The sequence below is a fragment of the Bacteroidota bacterium genome, from assembly GCA_041658205.1.
In the GTDB taxonomy this organism is placed as follows: Bacteria; Bacteroidota; Ignavibacteria; order UBA10030; family UBA8401; genus UBA8401.
On the sequence record JBBAAO010000001.1, the window covers coordinates 2,715,823 to 2,738,305 of the forward strand.

The 22,483-nt window shown below is 41.5% G+C and carries 20 protein-coding genes; 1 reads left to right on the plus strand and 19 read right to left on the minus strand.

Annotated features, from left to right (window positions below; genetic code table 11):
* Positions 1 to 64: 64 nt before the first annotated feature.
* The 16 genes from WDA22_11225 to WDA22_11300 form a co-directional block, all read right to left on the minus strand.
* Positions 65 to 832, minus strand: a complete 768-nt coding sequence (locus tag WDA22_11225) for a TSUP family transporter (GenBank protein MFA5834034.1) — start codon at positions 830 to 832, stop codon at positions 65 to 67.
* Positions 829 to 2,151 carry a cation:dicarboxylase symporter family transporter gene (locus WDA22_11230; GenBank protein MFA5834035.1) on the minus strand — a complete coding sequence of 441 codons (1,323 nt, stop codon included), beginning with the start codon at positions 2,149 to 2,151 and terminating at the stop codon, positions 829 to 831. The genes WDA22_11225 and WDA22_11230 overlap by 4 nt, the downstream gene beginning before the upstream one ends.
* A 19-nt stretch (positions 2,152 to 2,170) precedes the next feature.
* Entirely contained in the window at positions 2,171 to 2,545 is a 375-nt protein-coding gene (locus WDA22_11235; GenBank protein ID MFA5834036.1) for a four helix bundle protein, read from the minus strand.
* A 33-nt stretch (positions 2,546 to 2,578) separates the two neighbouring features.
* Positions 2,579 to 4,669 (minus strand): oligopeptide transporter, OPT family, encoded by a 2,091-nt coding sequence (locus WDA22_11240; protein MFA5834037.1) that lies wholly within the window; start codon positions 4,667 to 4,669, stop codon positions 2,579 to 2,581.
* A 70-nt stretch (positions 4,670 to 4,739) separates the two neighbouring features.
* A complete protein-coding gene (locus WDA22_11245; protein MFA5834038.1) occupies positions 4,740 to 5,177 on the minus strand; it encodes a PaaI family thioesterase in 438 nt (145 codons plus the stop codon).
* Positions 5,174 to 6,229 (minus strand): hypothetical protein, encoded by a 1,056-nt coding sequence (locus WDA22_11250; protein MFA5834039.1) that lies wholly within the window; start codon positions 6,227 to 6,229, stop codon positions 5,174 to 5,176. The genes WDA22_11245 and WDA22_11250 overlap by 4 nt, the downstream gene beginning before the upstream one ends.
* 77 nt (positions 6,230 to 6,306) lie before the next feature.
* Entirely contained in the window at positions 6,307 to 7,761 is a 1,455-nt protein-coding gene (locus WDA22_11255; protein MFA5834040.1) for an aminoacyl-histidine dipeptidase, read from the minus strand.
* 158 nt (positions 7,762 to 7,919) lie between these two features.
* Positions 7,920 to 9,959: an OPT/YSL family transporter gene (locus WDA22_11260; protein ID MFA5834041.1), complete on the minus strand. Its 2,040-nt coding sequence runs from the start codon at positions 9,957 to 9,959 to the stop codon at positions 7,920 to 7,922.
* A gap of 31 nt (positions 9,960 to 9,990) precedes the next feature.
* Complete coding sequence (locus WDA22_11265; protein ID MFA5834042.1) at positions 9,991 to 10,653, minus strand: hypothetical protein; 663 nt, start codon at positions 10,651 to 10,653, stop codon at positions 9,991 to 9,993.
* A 69-nt stretch (positions 10,654 to 10,722) separates the two neighbouring features.
* A complete protein-coding gene (locus WDA22_11270) occupies positions 10,723 to 11,625 on the minus strand; it encodes a proline dehydrogenase family protein (protein MFA5834043.1) in 903 nt (300 codons plus the stop codon).
* A gap of 58 nt (positions 11,626 to 11,683) precedes the next feature.
* A complete protein-coding gene (locus WDA22_11275; protein ID MFA5834044.1) occupies positions 11,684 to 13,036 on the minus strand; it encodes a hypothetical protein in 1,353 nt (450 codons plus the stop codon).
* A 15-nt stretch (positions 13,037 to 13,051) separates the two neighbouring features.
* A complete protein-coding gene (locus WDA22_11280) occupies positions 13,052 to 13,600 on the minus strand; it encodes a spore maturation protein (GenBank protein ID MFA5834045.1) in 549 nt (182 codons plus the stop codon).
* The gene (locus WDA22_11285) at positions 13,593 to 14,588 is read right to left on the minus strand and encodes a nucleoside recognition domain-containing protein (GenBank protein ID MFA5834046.1); all 996 of its coding nucleotides are present in this window, start codon (positions 14,586 to 14,588) and stop codon (positions 13,593 to 13,595) included. The genes WDA22_11280 and WDA22_11285 overlap by 8 nt, the downstream gene beginning before the upstream one ends.
* A gap of 164 nt (positions 14,589 to 14,752) precedes the next feature.
* On the minus strand, positions 14,753 to 15,889 hold the full coding sequence (locus WDA22_11290; protein ID MFA5834047.1) for a hybrid sensor histidine kinase/response regulator: 1,137 nt from the start codon (positions 15,887 to 15,889) through the stop codon (positions 14,753 to 14,755).
* A gap of 14 nt (positions 15,890 to 15,903) precedes the next feature.
* A complete protein-coding gene (locus tag WDA22_11295) occupies positions 15,904 to 18,783 on the minus strand; it encodes a response regulator (protein ID MFA5834048.1) in 2,880 nt (959 codons plus the stop codon).
* Between the two features lie 10 nt (positions 18,784 to 18,793).
* Positions 18,794 to 19,168 (minus strand): response regulator, encoded by a 375-nt coding sequence (locus WDA22_11300; GenBank protein ID MFA5834049.1) that lies wholly within the window; start codon positions 19,166 to 19,168, stop codon positions 18,794 to 18,796.
* Positions 19,169 to 19,748: 580 nt separating this feature from the next.
* Between WDA22_11300 and tmk the strand changes: the two genes are divergently transcribed.
* Positions 19,749 to 20,375, plus strand: a complete 627-nt coding sequence (gene tmk, locus WDA22_11305; GenBank protein ID MFA5834050.1) for a dTMP kinase — start codon at positions 19,749 to 19,751, stop codon at positions 20,373 to 20,375.
* Positions 20,376 to 20,448: 73 nt separating this feature from the next.
* On the opposite strand, the gene WDA22_11310 is transcribed toward tmk, so the two are convergent.
* The 3 genes from WDA22_11310 to WDA22_11320 form a co-directional block, all read right to left on the minus strand.
* Entirely contained in the window at positions 20,449 to 21,288 is an 840-nt protein-coding gene (locus tag WDA22_11310) for a DUF1684 domain-containing protein (protein ID MFA5834051.1), read from the minus strand.
* Positions 21,289 to 21,457: 169 nt separating this feature from the next.
* Positions 21,458 to 21,670 (minus strand): DUF2007 domain-containing protein, encoded by a 213-nt coding sequence (locus tag WDA22_11315; GenBank protein ID MFA5834052.1) that lies wholly within the window; start codon positions 21,668 to 21,670, stop codon positions 21,458 to 21,460.
* Positions 21,671 to 21,907: 237 nt separating this feature from the next.
* Positions 21,908 to 22,444, minus strand: coding sequence for an archaemetzincin family Zn-dependent metalloprotease (locus WDA22_11320; GenBank protein ID MFA5834053.1), 537 nt, complete (start codon positions 22,442 to 22,444; stop codon positions 21,908 to 21,910).
* Positions 22,445 to 22,483 lie beyond the last annotated feature (39 nt).

A 22,483-nucleotide genomic window follows, 5' to 3' on the forward strand; every position in this document is an offset into this window, starting at 1 on the left:
AAAATATCTACAGCAATATAGAAGAAATTCATACTAAGATAAAGCGCGGTAAAATTGACTCAAACTAAAGAAAGCGGTCGTAAAGAAGTTTTACGATCGTCGCAAAGACGATACATATATAGAGAGGTCGAATGATAACAATTCCTTTTTTTATTGCTAGACTGGCACCAATTCTTGCACCAATAATCTGTCCAACAGCCATAACGATTCCGTACACAAAAATGACGGAGCCGCCAAGGGAAAAAACAATGACAGAAATAATATTGCTGGAGAGATTCATCACTTTGGTGTGTGCGGTTGCTTTTCGAATCTCATATCCAAGAAGCGACATCAACGCCATAGCCCAAAACGCGCCGACACCGGGGCCAAAAAACCCGTCATAGAATCCTAACACGCTGCCAAAAATGATAAAGAATGTTTCTTTGGAAATTTTTGCTTTCGCTTGATGCAACCCGAGCGAAGGAGAGAAAAGGGTATAGATTGCAATGCACAACAGCAGAATGGGAATGATATATCCCAATATTTTTGAATCAACTTGCTGAACAGACCAGGCACCGAAACCGGCAGCAAGAAACGTAATGATAATGCCAAATTTTTCTTCACGAAACCGTACCAAACCGTGATGGCGGTAATGTCTCGCCGCCGTTAACGTACCGAACATACTTTGGAATTTATTCGTACCGAGTGCGACTTGCGGAGGAACACCGACACTTAACAGTGCAGGGAGTGCAATCAATCCACCGCCGCCGGCAATCGAATCAATCAAACCGGCAAACAGAGCGGCAACAAAAAGAATAATATAGACAACGAACTGTTCCAGAGGAAAATTTATTCTCCTTTGCTTGCATCCTGTGCAAAGGCAAGATTTCCTTCTTCCATCTCCATGCGTGCTTCTTCCGGAGTTCCAAACACTTTCGCCTTTTGGTCGTCAAACTCCCCTTCCCATCGTGCAACCACAACACATGCAAGTCCATTGCCAAGCACATTTACGGATGTGCGTGCCATGTCCATCAACTCATCTACGGCAAAAATCACGGCAACACCTTCTGCCGGCAGACCGAAGGAATGTAACGCAGCAAACAAAACAACAAGCGATGCGCGTGGAACGGCGGCAATTCCTTTGGAAGTGATCATTAATGTGAGCAGTAATAGAATCTGCTGTTCAATACCAAAATGAACGCCCGAAGCTGTTTCTGCTGCTTGCGCAACAAATACAGCGGCAACGGCAAGATATAAGGTACTTCCGTCGAGATTAAAACTGTATCCTGTTGGAACCACAAATCCTACAATACGTTTTGGAACGCCGATCCTCTCCATATTTTCCATCAATTTCGGCAGAGCTGATTCGCTGCTCGTTGTGACGAATGCCAGTGTAAACGGTTCTTTAATTGCTTTCAAATATTGTTTTACAGGAAGTTTGATGATGTACGCTACAGTTCCAAACACGGCAACGATAAAGACTACTAGAGCGATATAGAGTGTTCCTACCAACATTCCCAAATTCACCAGCACACCGATTCCCATATGGCCAACTGTTACCGCCATCGCCGCTCCAATTCCGAACGGTGCAAACATCATAATGTAACTCGTGAATTTAAACATCACTTGAGAAAGTGATTCCGCAAAATCCAGGATAGGTTTTCCTTTTTTTCCCATTGCAGAAACAGCAAATGCAAATATCACGGAGAACACGACAATCTGAAGAACATCATTGCGCATCATGGAATCAACAATATTGGATGGAAACGCGTGCACGAGGGTTTCTGTCAAAGTCATCGGATGATTCTCTGCGATCTTTCCCATCTGCACCATATCACCTTTCAGTTCTACTCCATATCCGGGCTTCGTAATGTTTACAACAATCAATCCCACTGCAAGTGCGAGCGTCGTAACAACTTCAAAATATAGCAATGCCTTCCAACCGATACGTCCGACCTTTTTTGCACTGCCGCCTCCTGCAACTCCCGCAACAATACTTCCAAAGATTAGCGGAGCAATGATTACTTTGATCAAATTTAAAAAAATTGTGCGAAGAAATGCCGTCTCTTTTGAAAATTCCGGAGCAAGCCATCCGATCAATACGCCGACAACAAGACCGAGAAGAATTTGTTTTGTGAGGGAAAGATGAAACCATTTTTTGGAAGAACTCATAAGATTTTAGATTTTAGATTTATTGATTTTTGATTGGCTTGCGATTATTGTTTTTACTTGTAACAACTGATGCTACAAAGATTGCGACTAACTCATCCGCTTCTCTCATTAAACTTGAAAGTCTTTTAGCAGGTACAAGGTTTGATTCAGTTATTATTTCAAGCCAATATAAAGTTTCGCCCGCTTCTTCGAGCACAATTCCTAATTTGGAAATAAAATCCGGGGTTGATCTTGCACGGCAAGCAGAACGGTAATTTGCCTCAACAGAAGTGCCCGAACGAAGAATCTGTCTTCCAAGAACTTCTCCTTCCCGTGATCTAGGCAGTGATGATGATAATTTTATGACTCTCAAAGCAAATTGCTTTGTCCGATTTTTTGATTGCTCTTCAGTCATAGCAATCTCCAATCTAGATTCAAAAATCTAAAATTATTTTGCTCGCGCTTCTCTTAATAATATCCATGCAAGAACACCAAACACCGCAACTGCAAGAAAATCAAAATTCCATAAGAACGGTAAATATCTAAACGCAAATGCAATAGGCATCGGCAGTCCTGTTTCATCATCAACAAATCCAGGGATAAAATTGAGGAATGCTCCGGCAACACCGACTAATGCCCCGCCTGCAATGAGACCTGAAGATAATAATGTCCCTTCGCTTTCTTCCGTATCATCGGGAACGCGATTATATTTCCAGTCGGCGATCTTCCGCACAATTCCGCCGATAAAGATTGGCATGGTTGAGGAAAGCGGCAGATAAAATCCAACAGCAAATGTCAGAGAATGAATTCCGAGCAATTCCATAAACAATGCAATGGATGCACCAATCATGATCAATCCCCACGGAAGTTTTTGCTCCAGTAACCCCGTAATCAACACCGCCATCAAATTCGATTGTGGAGCGGCCAGCTCTCGTCCGCCGATTCCATCTTCACGTTTGAAGATTGCTTTTTTGCTCTCTTGATCAACAAGATAATTACCCGGCTCAATTCCTTCAACACCGTTTATTTTAACAAGTAAATATTCTTTCCCATCTCGGCCCGTCATTGTTTCGGAGCGTTGATAATGCTCTGCAGAAACAGCAAATGGATTCTGCATCGGTATTTCTTTTGATTGACTTTCATTTAACAATAGCATTGTAACGCCAACAATCGCGGCAGAAGTAACTACCCCGATAAGAATCGCTAACTGTTGTGAACTTGGTGTAGATCCAAGCAAATGCCCAGTCTTCAAATCTTGCGCAGTTGTTCCTGCGTTACTGATGGCAATACATACAACTGCACCGATAACAAGCGCGAGATATGTATATTCCTGCCCGCCCCAGCCGACGGCGAGAAAAATCAAACAGGTTCCCATCAACACGGCAATCGTCATTCCGGAAAGTGGACTTGATGATGAACCGACAATTCCGGTAATCCGTGCTGAGACAACAGAAAATAGGAATCCGAAAACGATGATAAGAATTGCGCCAAGAAGATTCACTCGAAACGTCGGCACAAGCCAGATAAACAAAATTAATAAAACAATCCCTATCCCGACAATTGAAATCGGTGTATCACGTTCTGTCCGTGGAATTTCTGCTTTGGAAGTATTTCCACTACGTTCCATCGCAAGTTGTTTTATTGATGCACTGAGTGAATCCCAAATGGAAGGAAGTGCACGAAACAATCCAACAACACCGCCGGTTGCAACAGCTCCGGCTCCAATGTATTTAATATAATTTCGCCACAACTGATCGGGGGACATTTCGTTGATCGGAATTGTTCCGGGATAAATCGGCGATGATGCCACCGAACCGATAAACGCAATCAGCGGCGAGATAATGAACGCGGCCATTAAACCACCACCGACCATCATCAACGATGTGTTCCATCCGATAATATATCCGACACCCATTAATTCCGGTGCAATATCCATTGATACTGACGAACCTTTGTAAAATGGAAATGCATAACCAACGCTCGGTTTCCAAAATCCAAACAACGTCGACATTCCTTTCCATATTGCACCGAGACCAATTCCTTTAAATATTTTTGTTGCCGACGTTCCTCCTACCTCTCCTGCTTTAATAATTTCTGCGCAAGCTGTTCCTTCCGGAAAACGGAGATTCTCATGTTCTTTGACGATTAAATATCTGCGAAGTGGAATCATCAACAGCACACCAAGTGCGCCACCGGTCAAAGCTATCAGCAAAGTGATTGAAGTTTTTAACGGGAAACCGAGAAAAATAAGCGCAGGGATGGTAAATACCACAGCCGCCGCAACAGATTCACCCGCAGAACCGACTGTCTGCACAATATTATTTTCCAAAACCGTATTCCCTTTAAGTTTTTTCAGAATGGTAATTGCCATCACTGCGATTGGAATGGAAGCGGATGTCGTCAATCCGACACGAAGACCAAGATAGACCGATGCAGCGCCGAAAACGATGCCGAGAATTGCTCCAAGAACAATTCCGCGCAAAGACATTTCCAATGGAGAATCGTTCGGAGAGATATAGGGGACAAATGGTTTAGACATAGGAACCCGTTTGATTGAATAAAATTAGATGTGTGAATATAGAGAAAATGAGAGACGAACAAAAGCAATTTTACTTCATGACAATCATATTGGAACTGCAGGTTGCGACCAATTTGCCTTTACTATTGTATGCTTCGCCGGACAAATGTATTGAGACAGGACCACGCGATACCACACGAACGGTCACTGTCAACGTTTCGCCCAGACCGATTGAACGGATATATTGTGTATGCATATCCAACGTTGAACAAGGATTTTTTGCGGCTACATAACTCAAAGGACCAAAGGCATTGTCGAACGCTGCAGTGACGAAGCCCCCTTGCATCACACGCATGGGATTTAACATTTCTTCTGTAACAACAACTTCAATCTTCAACATTGTCCGTGATTCATAATCCAGCTCTTTCACCTTCATCCACTTGTAACAATTTGGGGGGACCTTTGCCTGGGGAAATTGTTTCGCTAACTGTTCCATTTCGGAATTGAAGATGTCGAGTGAATTGTTCATGGATTTGACTCATTCTTTGTTAAAAATTTAACATCGGCAATTTTCACTATTTCGGATCCCGTTGTGATTCTGGAAGACCGCAACTGCAAATTTAACAGAGAAACTTTAAATGACATAGTGGGTTGAATCGATTCATTCATTGCTTCATCAAAGATTGATTGTTGACATTCCACATTGATCGTACTAAAAAATGGTACATAGAGCGTGAACCATTCTTGAGCAATAAGAATTTGCAGAGATTCATACACCCGCTCCACCAGACGATTTTGTTCTGCTGATGTTTGTATGGGAATCTTTTTTTCGACAGGAAATCGAATATGTACATCAAGATTTCTGATAAGAGGATTAATTTTAAAATGGACCATATGTTTGAGCAGCGCATGCAGGGTGTTATCCAACAATTGAAACCGGAATGAAACCGACACATCGGTAGTCTTTTTTGCATTCAACTGTTCCACTTCTTCAAAATATTCCGGCGGGTATTGCTTTTTCGTTTCCCTTAATTCTTCGATGGATACCTTTTTGAATGTTGTTACCTGCTGATCAAACGGAGTGGCGATGACATCATCGGTAAATGGTTTTCCATGAACTTCTTGGTATAATTTTTTCATTTTATCATTGCCAATCTGCTCCTGCGTATCGACATCCTTCAATCGAAAATAGTTGCCAAAGAGCAATGAAGTCTTCATAAAATTCCGCATCTCATCAATATTCAATTTCTCAGGGCGATTTGTATATACTCGCACAAGCAATCCTGTAAGGAGCATTATGCCAATAAATTGTAAGAATGCAGATGGATTGAGAATGACTTCATAAGCCATCAGAAGAACATTCAGAAAAAAATCGAGCACAAAAAACAGTACAGCGTACGACATGAACGCTGAACCGACCCGTTCGACGACTGAGTGCGTGTTGGATTGTAGAATTGCATTATAGAGCATCATGGCTACAAAATAGGAACCAACAAAGGCTATGAAATCTATCTGTAATGGAAGCATTATTGTTTTCGTAGGATGATATCGAATGTAGCAAGAAACCGTTCTTGATGCCATACCAGTTCAGTAAGATATTGATTAAACAACAACGCCGGAGAACACTCCGGCGTTATCGAAAATCGATAATTGGGTATTTAATTTACATTCTTTAAGATTTCAAGAGTAAATGTCCAAAATTTTTCCACGGTATCAATATGAATCTTTTCATCAGGCGAATGAACACCTTCTAAGGTTGGTCCATAGGAGAGCATATCCATACCGGGATATTTTTCACCAATAATCCCACATTCAAGTCCCGCATGAATTGCTTTCACATGCGGTTCCACTCCGTAGAGTCCTTTATAAGAATTTTTTGCAACGGATAGGATTTTTGAATTCAAATTCGGTTTCCAACCCGGATATCCTTCGGTATGCTGTGCTTTAGCTCCGCCAAGTATAAAGATTGACGCCATTGACTGCAGCGCTTCAGAAATTTCCGAAGAGACCGAGCTGCGTTGGCTGGTGATGATTTCAATCTGCTTTTTATCCGTTTTAATAATCGCAACGTTGGTGGATGTTTCAACAAGCTCAGGAATATCCGCACTCATTTTTAATACGCCATGCGGTAGTGCGGAAATCGTCTGGAATAACGATGATTGAAGAACTTTTTTCACAACCTTCCCCTTTTTCACCTCTACTTGTTCTGATGTGATGATAAGATCCGGTTCGACAGACGAAAGTTCCGCTTTAATTGTATCGTTCCACTGTGCGATAATTTTGGTAGCTTTTTTCAAATCCTTTTTGGAGACAAATATTATCGCTTCAGCTTCGCGAGGAATTGCGTTGCTCTTATTTCCCCCTTCGATGGAAGAAAGACGGGCGCCAACACTTTCCAATCCTATCAATACACGATTGATGATTTTTATCGAGTTTCCTCTTCCTTTATCAATCTCAAGACCAGAGTGACCTCCTTTTAATCCTTTCACAATCACTTTTACTGCAACTGTTCCTTTTGGTGCGTTTTCTTGCGCAAGTTTCCATGTGCCAATCGTATTCCGTCCCCCAGAACAACCGACGAACAGAGAACCCTCTTCTTCTGAATCAAGATTGATCAACGTTTTACTTTCCAGGAATCCCGGTTTAAGATTATTTGCACCGGTCAGCCCAGTTTCTTCATCAACAGTAAAGAGCAGTTCCAGCGGACCATGTTGAATTGATCGGTCTTCCATCACCGCAAGATTTGTGGCAACGGCAACACCGTTGTCTGCTCCAAGCGTTGTGCCGTTTGCCATCAACATATTTCCTTTACGCACAAGTTCGATGGGATCCTTCGTGAAGTCGTGCACTTTCTCTTTATTTTTTTCCGGAACCATATCCAGATGTCCCTGCAAACAAACGGATGGCGCATTTTCTCTTCCTGAAGTTGCCGGGACTTTCACGACAACATTCATTTTTTTATCCTGCTTTGCTTCAAGACCAAACTGTTTTGCAACACTCATAACATATGCGGCAATAGCTTTTTCATTTTTTGAACCTCGTGGAATTTTGCTAATCTCGGCAAAATATTTCCATAGAAGTTGCGGTTCTAATCCTTTAATTGCTTCTGACATAATTTTACCTCAATAAATATTTAAGAGTTATATACAAAAAACCATTTTTCTAAAATACCGAGTTTTTCCTGTTGATACCACAAGATTGTACAGTCAAAAAAAAGTGGACGCATCCTTTCGAACACGTCCACTCAAAAAACAGGCTAAAACAGCTTGAATTACTTCTTCATTGCCACTTTATACAATGTTAATCCCATTAATGTGAATGCTGCGACTCCAAGCAGTTCAAATCCGCTTGCACCAAGCATATGTTCAATGTTTGCTTCAATGCTCAACGCTTCCATGAAATCTTTTGCTTTCACTGTTGCAATGGCAACAATAACACCAAAGAGAGCGCCCCCAGCAACAAGCCCTGTTGCAAATAAGCTGCCTTTACCGAGTTCGGCATCTTCGTGACCTTCACCTTTTCGTGTACGGAAATAATCAGCAACGCCTTTTATTGCACCGCCGGCAAAAATCGGTAACGTCGTTGAAAGCGGAAGATATAATCCGACGGCAAACGATAATGATTTTACTCCGCATAGTTCCATCACAATGGAAATAAACACTCCAACCAACACAAATTGCCAATCAAGATTGAAGGATAATAATCCTTTGATCAATGTCGCCATTAATGTTCCTTGCGGAGCGGGATAACTTTCGGTGCCGATGGCATGATAAATTCCTTGAGAGATCATTTCCGGCGTTGGTGTATCAAGAATCTGAACTGTCCAACCAATTACCGCTGACGAAACGATAGCACCGATGAACAATGCGATCTGTTGAAATCTGGGAGTTGCTCCGACGATATATCCTGTTTTCAAATCTTGTGAAGTTGCACCCGCATTTGCTGCAGCAATACAAATCATTCCGCCGACAACAAGTGCCATCGGTTCATAGATCATTCCTGTCCAACCGATACCGATAAAGATCAACGATGTTCCCATCAATGTTGCAATCGTCATTCCGGAGATCGGATTTGATGAAGAACCGATAATACCAACAATACGGCTTGAAACGGTTACGAAAAAGAAACCGAATACGATAATAAGAATTCCGAGAACGATCTTGCTAATAATTGAATCACCTGGAATAATCGGAAGAAGTGCAATAAGAAGAACCAGAGCAAGTGATCCGCCGATTACTGTAAGAAATGAGAGATCGTTTTCTGTTCGCGCAATTGATACACCCGCTTTTCTGCTTTTCAACGAAGCAATGCTTCCTTTAAATGAACTGATAATGGTGGGAAGCGTTTTGAGCAATGTGATAAATCCACCTGCCGCAACCGCACCGGCACCAATTTGACGGACATACGCACGATACACAGCAGTAGCGGTATTCGCAAATTCATGTGTTTCCGGATTCCATCCACCCGGACCGCCGGCGGTCAGAACATCCTTCAAATATCCTAACTTCACCAGTTGTTCGGCAATCACTACTGTTGGAACAAGTGTCGCCAGCAATGGAATTAATCCAAGCCAAGCAAGCACACCGCCAGCAACAAGAACACCAGCGATCTTCGGTCCGATAATGTAGCCAACACCCATGTATTCCGGGGTGATCTCACCGTTGACTGTTGCCGACGGGAAAAATTTATTTGTCTGTTGTGTAACCCACGCCGGTGTTTCGGCAATAACGTGAAATACTTTTTGAAGCATTGCATACAAGAACGCAAATCCCAATCCTTGATACGCTGTTTTGGAAAAGTCCCCGCCTTTTTCACCCGCGATCAACACAGATGCACAGGCAGTTCCTTCGGGATACGGAAGTGTCTCATGCTCCTGAACAATTAATGATCGACGAAGCGGGATCATCATCATCGTACCCAAAATTCCACCGAGCATGGCAAGGGTGAAGATTGTCCAATAATTAAAGTACGCTGCTCCTCCGCTTTCAATGGAAAGGAATAAGAATCCAGGAAGCGTAAAGACCACACCGGCTGCAATGGATTCACCGGCGGAACCTGTTGTTTGAATGATGTTATTTTCAAGAATCGTAGTTCGGAACAACTTCTTTCCAAGTGAGATGGCAATAACAGCGATGGGAATGGATGCTGAAACGGTCAGTCCCGCTTTCAGCGCCAGGTACACTGTTGACGCACCAAAAACGATTCCAAAAAATCCGCCAAGAAGAATTGATTTAATGGTAAATTCAGGAATGATCTGCGTATCCGCGATGAACGGCGCAAACTTTCCTGTTGGTTGTTGAAGTGAAGACATCGGTTTCTCCCCGATTAATTAATGATAGAGGTTAAGGAACAAAAAATAATTCATTTTCAAGCGATCGATAGAATTCATTCATCATCACGCTGCTGCGAATTGCAGAAGAACTTGTCGATGTGCCATTGCTAACGGTTACTTTGGTTATAGCAGGCACAATCTTGGTTGCTGTATCTGAAAATGCATAATATTGAATGCTCAAAATATATTTATAGCTTTCAATCGTAGTATTGACATGATGGTTCTCAGAGTGATGATGTTCTGTTGTCTCCTTATTGGATGATTGTGTCGAAGACGAAGAATTCGAAGATGCCGCGTCAACAATCATAATGATCAATCCAAACACCAGCAAGATACTTAAGAATGTAAAGAACACTTCGCCGGCCGATGGTTTTGTTTTGATTGTGCTGACCGGCTGCACGTCTTCGATAATTGGCGATGTAGTATATTTCTCCGCACTGATCAATCCTATGTTTGCATCACTCACCGTTACAACATATCCGAGTTTCTGAAGTGCCGATATCGATAATCGATACACTTTCTCCTTGTGTTTGGAGAACATTTTATAACTCGGTGCTTCAACACTTTTCCCTGCAGGCTGAACCATCCCGGTCTGACGAGATGAACTGCAGCCAATAGTTGAAAAGAGTGAAAATAGTATTATCGTACTATATACCAGCAATGGTTTTGTCACGGTCTAACCTCCAGATGGTTGATGAATGTAATTACCGTAACAAAAATTTTCCTTGTTCTCCTTTTTCTATTACTGTCCAATACCAAACATTGCTTTAAAAACGTTACCCGCCATTTGAGGATTTTCTTTCAAGCGGCGAACGGAATATGCATACCAGTCTTTCCCAAACGGAACATAGACCCGTAATCGATGTCCTTCTTCAATCAATCGTTTGCGCGTCTCATCACGGACACCGAGAAGCATCTGAAACTCATATCGATCTTTTGCGACATTCATTTCAACAATCATCTTTTTTGCGCCATTGATCAACACATCATCATGTGTTGCAATACCAACATAACTTCCACCTTCAAATAGCATGCGAAGGAGTTTCAAATAATTATCCTGAATCCCTATTCGATCTTTAATCGCCACATCGGCCGGTTCAACATAGATTCCTTTGCAGAGACGTACATTCGCTTTATCGGCTACCAGCGAACGAATATCGCTCTCACTACGATGGAGATATGCTTGAATAACAATTCCAACTTTTTCATAGCGCGATCTCATAGTGCGATAAATTTCGATCGTATCATCAGTGCACGTTCTGTCTTCCATATCGATACGAACAAAATTACCAAACTTCTTTGCCGTTTCAACAATGCTATTTGTATTGTCCGCGCAAAACTGTTTGTCCATCTTTAGACCAAGCGAAGTCAGTTTAATGGACAAATTTGAATCAAGCTGATGTTCAGCAATAGCAGCCAGAACAGATGTACTTCCATTCCGGCTTCCAACAGCTTGATCTTTCGTAAAAATATCTTCACCAAGCACGTCAACGGTCGCCATTGCTTTCATGGTGTTCAGATTTCGGACGGTCGAAACTGCATCGGAGAGTGAGGCACCGGCAATATATCTTCCGGCTACTTTTGCAACAATTGCTTTGGGAACGTAAGGAAGTGTTCCAACGATAAGATTATTTAATAATTTCATACACCATTTTTGGGATCGGCAGAATATGTTTTATCCCGCCGATTTGTGGGTAAATTAATTATAACGGGAATACAAAACTTACTTTGGGCGTTATGCGCTTCTGTGGTTTGTATCCTGTCACGTTACCATCCGAATCTTTTTCCGGTGCGAACGTCCACGTATAAAGTGTCGAGACAATCATAAACGGATACGGTTTGTATCCGATCTCAGCATACAATAACGAACGCTCATCAAGTGTAAAGACATCTTTATTGTTTTTGATATACTTCTTGTCATATCCCGCGCTGAGACTGATCAGCGGAATCTTGCTTCCGGTATTTGTTCCAATATGAAGAATCCCGCTTGTCGGATGAAGATCGAGCTTTTGATATGAACCTTCCATTTGAATTGTTCCGAGTACATCAACCAACAGACTTCCAAAATAACCGGGACCGGGAGAAATTGTTTGTTCGAGCGTCTTCGCCTTGCTTTGGAAATTTCCGGGAGTGTATTGATATCGTTCTAGTTCATAGAATGCATCAAAATAAGCCGGAATAAATTTATCTGTTTGACCAAAACGGCGTTCAAACTTTGTAAATATTTTTATCATGCCGAGTGCGGAAAAATTGAAATCAATACCAGTTGCAAAGCCGCTGCCGTAGTTGAAGATCTTCGCATAATCCAAATACAACGTTGCATCTGCAACGGGAAGTTTGAACAACGGTAGTCCAAGATCAATACCAATAATTGACATCGAACCGGCGTCATAGGTGGTTGTATCGAACGATGCTCCATTTGCCCTAATGACAATGCCGGTATCACGCGCGTCTTTTCGGACGTCACTGGCAAATGTTGCACCAACCTCTACGTTACCGATGACTGGAATTGATGCCGCAGGCGTAAATTGAAGAGGACGTGTATAACCACGCATACCTAGGACACTTGCTCCAGCAAAATCTCCGTACACTGTTTCCATTCCCCATTTACCAAAATCGAGATCGAACTCTGCTCCCACTTTTCTATTGTCAAAGCTTGGACTATTTTTATAATTATAGAGAATAAAACCATGACCAAGTCTTGCATAATCTAAAGAACCGACACGAGCATAAATTTCTTCACCTTTGGTGCCATATCGAATGTATCGTATAATGCGAATGTAATCGTACGTTTCGTCAAAATCGGCTTTACGAATTTTTTGATCTTTGCTGCTAACATGGAGATTCAGATCAAGACCGACTCCCCATTTTCCAAATGCAATTTCCGGCGCAAGTGATACAAGATAGTATGCTTCGCCATCAATCCATGTCATACCAACGCCACCTTTTACTACTCCCTCAGTTCCGCCCCCTTTAGCGGCCGCAGCAGCTTTTTTTTGTCCATACGAAGAAATGATCATCGTCAACAAAAACATCACAATAAAGTATTTTTTCATGGTATCCCCTGACAATTATAAACTAAATAAGATCCGCACAATAAATACCGCACCAAGCATTCCAAAAAAATCGGCAATTAAACCGGCAGGCAGTGCATGCCTGGTATTTTTGATTCCCACCGAACCAAAATACACTGCTAAAATATAGAATGTTGTTTCACTGCTTCCAAACATCGTGGATGCAAGAACGCCAATAAACGAATCGGGTCCGTTCGTTTTCATCAACTCCGTCATCAAACCCATTGAACCACTTCCGGAAAGAGGACGAAGGAGTGCGAGCGGAAGTACATCCGCCGGCATTCCAATCAAATTGGTTACCGGTGAAAGAATGGCAACAACAACATCCATTGCACCGCTTGCACGAAATACGCCGATGGCAAATAACATTGCAACAAGGTACGGAATGATCTTCACGGCCGTATTAAAACCGTCTTTTGCCCCTTCAACAAATACTTCATACACTTTTACTTTTTTAACCAACCCCCAACCCAAAAAGACAAGAATAAACATCGGGATGGCTATGGCGGAGATAAGAGTGACGATGGTTTTAAATACTTCAACCATTGTTTACCTCCGGTTCTGATACTTCCATTTCCTTTTTGTATTTCGGAAGCCGTTGTAATAATTTTACCGCAATCAATCCGGAGACCGTTGCACACCCTGCACCAAAGATTGATGTCCCAATTATAATACCCGGGTCAGCCGATCCAAGTCCGGCACGAATGGCAATTGCTGTAGCCGGTATAAGTGTGAGTCCGGCCGTGTTCACGACAAGAAACGTACACATTGCATTGGATGCTGTTCCCGCTTTTGGATTTAGTTTATTCAACTCTTCCATCGCTTTTAATCCCATCGGTGTTGCAGCATTGTTCAAGCCGAACATGTTCGCGGCAATATTCATAATCATTGCAGCCACGGCAGGATGATTTGGAGGAACATCCGGAAACAATTGTCGTGTAATTGGCGTCATCAATTTTGTCAGCATTTCAAGAAGTCCAGCCGCTTCACCGACCTTCATAATCCCAAGCCAGAGAGCCATTACGCCGATCAATCCAAGAGAAATCGTCACTGCGGTATCCGCAAAATCGATTGCCGCTCTTGTGACCGCTTTAATTTTGACATAGGAGACTTTCTCCATCTTGATCGTAATCTCACGCGTAGCACCGTTTAGCGAAAGAACTTCAGCTTCCAATTTCTCTTTCCCTCCAGCTGCTTTTGCCATTTCTTTCCAAAAGAGTGGAGTTGCGTCAGAGATTTTCATTTCTAGTTTTTGTTTGCCGGATGATAGCGTCGTCAGAAGTACCGGTTGTCGAATTTCAGATTGTTGAATGTGTGCTGAAGAAGGATTATAGAACTGATTGAATGTTGCAGCAGTCAGAATGATTTCTCCTTCATATGAAGGATTCACAGCTGCGATCTGTTGTTTTTGATTGAAGTGTGCAGTGAGCGAAACACCATTTCGATATGTATTTGTTATTTCATCATTAATATCTCTTCCCACAGCGGTGAAAATTCCGATGAGAAGCAAAGAAATCCAAACATAATTAAGCATTGGCAAACCGCGTCGTTAATGATCCTATTGTTTCGCTTTTACAATATAACCGATGAAAAAAAATGAAGCAAGGAAATGTTATGAAAAGATTTTGTGTATAAAGCACAAAGACCTTGCAGAACTATTTTTTCTACAAGGTCTTTTTCAACTCATCATCAGAACCATTACTTTTCCGGTTGTGCAGGGAGGGTAAACACAAAGATGGCTCCGTTATTTGCTTCACTTGTCACCGAAATTGTACCGCCGTGTGCTTGAACAATCAGTTTACAGATCGCCAGCCCAAGACCGGTCCCCTTTTCTTTGATCTTATTGGAAGAAGAGACCTGGCGGTATTGTTCAAATAACAAGGATATTTCTTCAGGTTTAATGCCAATACCAGAATCGCTTACGGAGACTTTGATGAAGCTTTGTTTCTGATCCGGAGATATTTCCTTTTCTACTTTAATACCAACGGAACCATTATCCGGAGTAAATTTCATGGCATTCGATAAGAGATTCGTCATCAACTGAACAACCTTTCCCGAATCAGCATCAACACGCGGCAGATCGGGATTAATATCCGTATGAAGATTAATATTCTTCTTTTTAAACTGAAGCAGGAACGGCTGCAATGACTCTTCAATCATCTCGTGAATGGTAATCGTTTGTTTATTCAACAACATTTGTCCGGCTTGATATTTCGACAAATCAAGAAGATCGTTCACCAAATTCGACATCCCTCTGGTTGATGCCAAAACCGTTTCCATCAATTTTAAACTATCCGAATCCAACGGCTTGCCGCCGCCGTGATGTCGAAGAAGATAATCGATACTGCTGATGATAATGGTGAGTGGTGTGCGAAGATCGTGAACAAGCATCGCCATAAACTGCGATTTCACCTGTTCCAATTCACGCTGCATAGCCATAACACGATAAATAGAACGGACACGCGCGAACAATTCTTCCAGATCAATTGGCTTTGTTAAATATTCTTCGGCGCCAAGCAAAATTCCTTCAGCAATACTTTGCGGATCACGTTTAATTGCCGTCAAGAAAATAACCGGAATCCTCGATGTTGCCGGATTTGCGCGAAGACGGCGAAGCGTTTCAAAACCATCCATCTCCGGCATTTGAATATCCAGGACAATCATATCCGGCTGCTGTTCTTCTGCTACCAGAAGACATTCTTTTCCGCTTGCCGCACGAAACATGGTAATCGGTTTTTTCTTCAGTGCAAATTCCAGGAGATCGAGGTTATCCTCGGTATCATCCACAAACAACACTTTCGGTATCATGGGAACTGATTCTTCTTGATCGAACATAAATTCTCTTTCTCTTACGTTACATGTTGAATCGACTTCTTAATTGCAGAAGCGATGGTGTCTGCCGAATAATCTTTTTTCTTTAATAATTCAGCTGTCATATTATTGATTTCAGCGATCTGTGATTCTGATAAATCAATCCCGGTCAGGATGATGACGGGAATTGAATGCCACTGCTCCGATTGTTTCAATTTTCTCAGCATTTCAAATCCATCCATCACCGGCATGCTCAGATCGAGTAAAATCAATGACGGTCTGCTTACTTCAATATTTGAAAGTGCTACTTTGCCGTTATTTGCTGACTGAACAATATATCCTGCATCTTGAAGTACTTTCACAAGTAATGATCGAAAATCATCGTTATCATCCACAACCAACACGTGTTTATCATCGACAGAAATTGCTTTTCGAACGGTTTTCAATACGAGTGAAACATCGGCCGGTTTCGGTAAATAATCAATCGCTCCTAATGAAAAAGCAAGCGGGATATTATCCACCATCGAATGGATCAGCACCGGAATATTCTGCGTTAATGGATTCGCTTTCAATTCCCGCAACACCTGCCATCCATCTTTTTTGGGCATCATGATATCAAGGGTAATCACAGATGGCTGAAGTTTTTCCGCTAATTTTATTCCGTCATCACCAGAGTTTGCGCCAAAGACTGCAAATCCTTCGGGGACTAGATAATTGCGAAGAATTTCGATTACATCCGGTTCATCATCTATACAAACCACCCGCGTTTCGCCGCCATTCTTTACGATTGGGATATCCAATTTTTGAATTTGCTGTACTACCGGCAATTCTTTCACAACCGGCGGTTGAGGTACCGCAGTCACAACATCGGCCTTATCGTTACTTTGGTACTGTGGTGGTACGGAAAGTGTAAAGGTTGATCCCATTCCTACAACACTCTCAGCGATAAGGTCACCACCAAGCAGTTGAGCAAGTCTTCTGGCAATGGGAAGTCCCAGGCCGGTTCCTTGATATTTTCGGGAATGGCTGTTGTCCACCTGAGAAAATTCTTCAAAAATTTTACTGATATTTTTGGGTTCAATTCCAATACCAGAATCAACCACGGAGATTTTTATCATCGGTGATTCAAACCGCGCTCTGATGGTAATGGTTCCATTTTCATCCGTAAACTTTGCCGCATTACTAAGGAGGTTTACAAGAATCTGCTTCATCTTCAAAACATCCGAATTGATCACGGGAATATCCGGACCAATATCGTCTTTTAAGTGAATATTTTTTTGACGAATCAATGATTCCGCAGTCATGACCGCTCCGTTAATGACCCCCTCAATTGTCTCCGATTCGATGCTGACATGCATTCGTCCGGATTCGATCTTGGAGAAATCAAGAATATCATTGATCAACTGCAGCAGATGTTTTCCATTCTTCAGAACTTTTTCCAGCGCCTTTCGCTGATCCGCAGTCAATGGATCTCCGCGATCTCCAAGCAAAATGGACGAGAATCCTATAATAGAGTTGAGCGGTGTGCGAAGTTCATGCGACATATTGGAAAGGAAGTCGGACTTCACACGATACGCTTTTTCCAGTTCCTGTGTTTTCGTATTCAATTCATCGTGTTTCTTTGAAATTTCTCTCGACAATTCCTGTGTAGCTTCATAGTTCTGCACGTTGGTTATGGCAACACCCATTTGCGGAAGCGAACTTTCGACCAGATCTCGCGTTAACGCAGTGAAACGCTGCATAGAACCGAAGATTAATACTCCGATCAAATTTTCTTGGAACAGGATCGGAAAAGCGTACGTATACGACGGAATTGAAGATTGAATTCCAGTATCGATCGAAAATTTTGCATTCATCGCAACATCGAATACTTCCAATGATTGCTTCAATCGCGCGCACTCACCAACAACGCCTTCGCCGATGGAGAACGAGGCAGCGCTTCCAATCTCTTTCGGGAATGCATATCTGCCGGTTAATGTCAGTTTTCCCGTTTCCTTATTATAGATATACAACGCACCGATACCCGAATGCGTCTGCTGACATAACAAATCCAAACTCTCCGTGATCACTCCGGTAAAGGTAGAATTTCGATTGAGAGTGGTCATCATATCCGAATATGATTTTACACGGGTGTAATTTTCATTCAGCATTGTTGACATACGATTAAACTCAACGGCTAGCTGTCCAAACTCATCAACACGATTAAGATTGATGGACACAAACTTCGACTCCATGATACTGCGAGTACCTTCTTGGAGTTGTTGAAGCGGCCTTGTAATAGATCGGCTCAAAACAAATCCTAACGCAATAGCAAAAATGGCAAACAAGATGTTTACAAAAAGAATAAATTGTGACAGCTCGGAACCCAATTCTTTTGCATAGTCGATGCGTTGCGATTGCGACAGGAGCGATTTTTCATAAATAGACGCCGTTAACAAACGAGCTTGAGCAAGATAATTTCGTTCCGTCTCTTCTTTATCGATAGATTGTGTAATAACATCAACAGAGTCTTTGAGTGTTGTACCGTCGGCGATTTTCATTCTTGGTTCACCGACATAATGTGTCCAATCAAAAAATAGTGTCTCAACCTGATCGAGTGTCGTCAAGGATGATGAGTCGATGACTGTTCCTTTAATTTCTCCAATCAGATTTTCAAATCCGTTCAGTCCATTAATAAACGAGGCTTTGAATTGAGGATTCTTCGATTTTGCATAGAGATCCAGATATTCAGGAATGTCAACTAGTTGTGACCGTAGACGTTCCAGATTATTAAGGAACTTCACTTCCGAACTTGACGATTTGTATTCTTTTTCAATCTGTAATTGCCGGGTGATGACTATCGCTGTCATCGCAACAAGTACGATTAACAAAAAACCAAAATATGCTAATACTTTAAAATATACTTTTGAACGAAACATATTTTATCAGTTATATATTTGTGTATTTACGAATAAGACGAGTTAATTCGTCCGGATCCATTGGTTTTGTATAATGCTCTACGCAACCAATGGATTTTGTCAGCGTTTTATCTTCCACACGAGCTTGCGCGGTAAAGGCAATAATCGGTATGTGTTGAATAACCGGATTTGCTTTAATAAGCTTCACAGCAGTAAATCCATCCATAACAGGCATCTGCATATCCATCAAAACTAAATCCGGAAGATGTTGTTCTGCCAAATCGACTGCTTCTTTCCCATTTTCAGCAAGTAATAATTCTATATCCAACCCGCTCCGTTTCACCATAAATACTATTAGGTCGCGGTTGTCTTCATCATCTTCTGCCAAAAGGACTTTCTTTACCATAAATTCAAATACTCTCTGCTTGTTTTATACGAAGTAGTCAAAGTTATGAAGCAAGTCAATGAGATGCAATACAGAAAAATGGGCAATTCCGCTGCGGTTTAATAACATCAAAACTCACTTTATTTTGATAATTGACCATTCGCACCTTATAATACTCTAATACAATACATTAAACACCAAGTTATTTTTATCACAGCTCCAATATGAAACAAAACAGTTCAATAATTCTTCATAGATATATTTTTCTTTGCAAGTACTCAGCGTTTATGATTTTTTGCCACTAAAACACGAAAACACCACATTTCACAAATCTTTTTGAGGTGATGGTTCAAAAAATTTTCACTTTCGTGTTTTCGTGATTTGGTGGCATGTTTTTGAATTTTTATGTAATGCTGCTGAGTAGTTAATTTTCTTTTACGTTAAGGAAGAAACTTATTCAGAATCAACAAGTGCAATGTCCTATTTTGTCTTTTCTCAGTTCCGCATTGAATGATATTGATCCTTCGTACCGATTATTTCACTCAGTTGTATTACACGTCAAAAAATCGTACATACAGTGAGAAAATCTAGGAGTTGAAGAATGTTCCTTTCGTTTGAAGGCATCGATTGTTGCGGAAAAACGACTCAAGCAAAATTGCTCGTCGAAAAACTAAAGAATCAGAATCGTGAGGTCTTGTTTTTACGGGAACCTGGCGGTACGGAAATTTCCGAACAAATCCGGCAGATCTTGTTGCATAAAAAGAACTTAAAGATGACACAAATCTCTGAGTTACTGCTCTTTTCTGCCAGCCGTGCACAATTGGTGAGCGAAGTGATTAAACCTGCGTTGGCGAAAAAAACCATTGTGATTTCAGATCGATTTGTCGATTCAACAACCGCTTATCAGGGATACGGCCGGGGTTTGCATCACGGCGGTGTCAAAGGAATTAATGCTATTGCCACAAACGGATTAATGCCGAAAAAAACATTTTTCATTGATATCTCTACGCAGGAAATGTATCAACGCCGTCAAGCAAGCCATCAGGAAATTGACCGGATGGAAATGAGCAATGAAGAATTTTATCAACGCGTACGAGATGGATACTTGCAACTTGCTAAAGAAGAACCGTCCCGATTTGTTACAATCGACGGAAAACAACCGATCGAATCGATCCATGAAATTATTTGGAAAGAAATAGATGGATTGTTACCAACGGAAGAGATATAACACCATTCCGCACTTCTCACCGCACAGGTACATCAATTATTGTAGTTTGATTCTGGAGAATGGACGCAGTTGTTCAACGCGCATGTTTAAAAATTTTCTCTCCCGCTTCAATTCTTATCGTCAGCTTATTCTCTTTGATCGGAACAGGACATGTTGCAAAATCTGTAAACACACAGGGGGGATTATAGGATCTATTGAAATCCAAAATGATCTTTCCATTCTTTGGTTGATCTGCGTATAAAAATCTCCCAGCACCATAGGTCTCTTTTCCGTTCGTCTTATCACCAAACACAAAGAAAAACTGATCATCCCCTTCTTCAATGGTCGGTTCAAGCGTATATTCTGTTCCGTTAAGAGTGAAAATGGCAATACCGGGTGCGACTCCATACTGAATCAGTCCCGGAATTACAGTAGGAATATCTATTTTTTTCGGTTCTTTATATTGCATCCATCGTGCTTCAATTTTCCAGTGTTCATCAACGGGATATCGATCGATTGTCGTGAAATTTTTTAATGCGGACGTTTCAGAATCCCAAATACGAACAGCATATTTATCTCCCCGCTTAATCGCCATTAATGCTTTTGATCCGAGCAGCACTTTATCTTTATCCGCTACGATGACACCGGAAGAAAATTCTTTTTTATTCAATAAACCTTTTATTTTTTTATTCAACTCAAGATGCAACGTTCCTTGCTTCAACGAGATGACGCCAATAGAAGGAAGAGTATTTTTCCCTTCCTGAATCCATTCAAGAGCGATAAGGCTTAGCCAACCGTGTTCTTTTTTTAATCCCTTCACTCTATTTTCATGCCAGCTGTCTACTTCCTGTTTATGTATTTTCACTGGGGTAATATCTTGTGCATTGGCAAAAAAGATTGTCAAAAAAAGAAAACTGGTCACAACAAGTTTCATCGAATTACTCCAAAATTGGCGTTTCTACTATGCATTTCGAACAAAATAAATCCGGCATTATTATTTCATTTTTATGCCGGAAATTGATACTGAAAAAAATGCAGTTGTTGAAATTAAAGAACAAAGACTGAAACCGCAAAAAAAAACTCATATTTCTTTAATCGTGTTTCTATGTTTTAAGAATTTTTTCAGCTTTTGCTTGATTGCTGTCGAGTACTTCCAGTTTTACACTTAATGTTTGCTGCAACGAAGGGAACATTCCGCCCTCATCATCCTTACTGATATATGATTCGATTCCATTGGATGCCAATTTCTGTTTTGCGATCTCTGCATTAATCTCATTGGAAAATGTTTGAACGATAACAAGTCTTGTTTTATCCATTGTACCCTCCGTTGTTGTTATTTCCCTGACACTCTCGATAATGTTCTTCATAACTGAATCTCTAGTGTAGAACATTAAGACGTCTGAAAAATCTATAATCAATGTCATTCCAAGGAGCAGGGCGAGGAGCCCGCCCGCCATCGGTCAGGCGGGGAGCCTCTGCTTTTCACTTAAAAAGAAAAACAAGATTCTTCGCTTTGCTCAGGATGAAAATGGATAATCGAATTTTCAGATGTTTCAACATTGCAAAGAAATTATTTTGCAGCACTCCGCACATAATACTGCACCTTTCAAGTCAATATCTTCTGCCGTTGTTGATGTATGCATTGCACACTCAAAGCGGCTGCAGTGATACAATCCATACGTGTGTCCAAGTTCGTGAACCGCCTCCTTCAATGACCGTTCAAAAAATAGTGCCGAATCTGGCGGAAGCCCATACACTGTGTCATCCAGCCGATATGTTGAAACAACGCATGCTGGTCCGTCTAATTGCGCTTCACCGAAGACGTACGTCAATATCGGTACAAAAAGATCCACTGAAGTAATACCGAGGATCTTTGATTGTGCAGCAGAATAACGACTTAACAACTCCGTAATGATTCCGGTAGAATTGTACTGTGCACGGGACTCATCATATACTGTATCGACAACATCCGATACTGGCTGCTCAACAAAAACCTCCGTCCGAAAGACCGAACGGAGCGGATGAATGATCGCTGAGATCAATTCAACCGACACTGGTTCCAACGGCACGATGCGGATTGGGATAAGCATAGTGTTCAAGATATCAAATTCCAGATTCCAATAACCAAA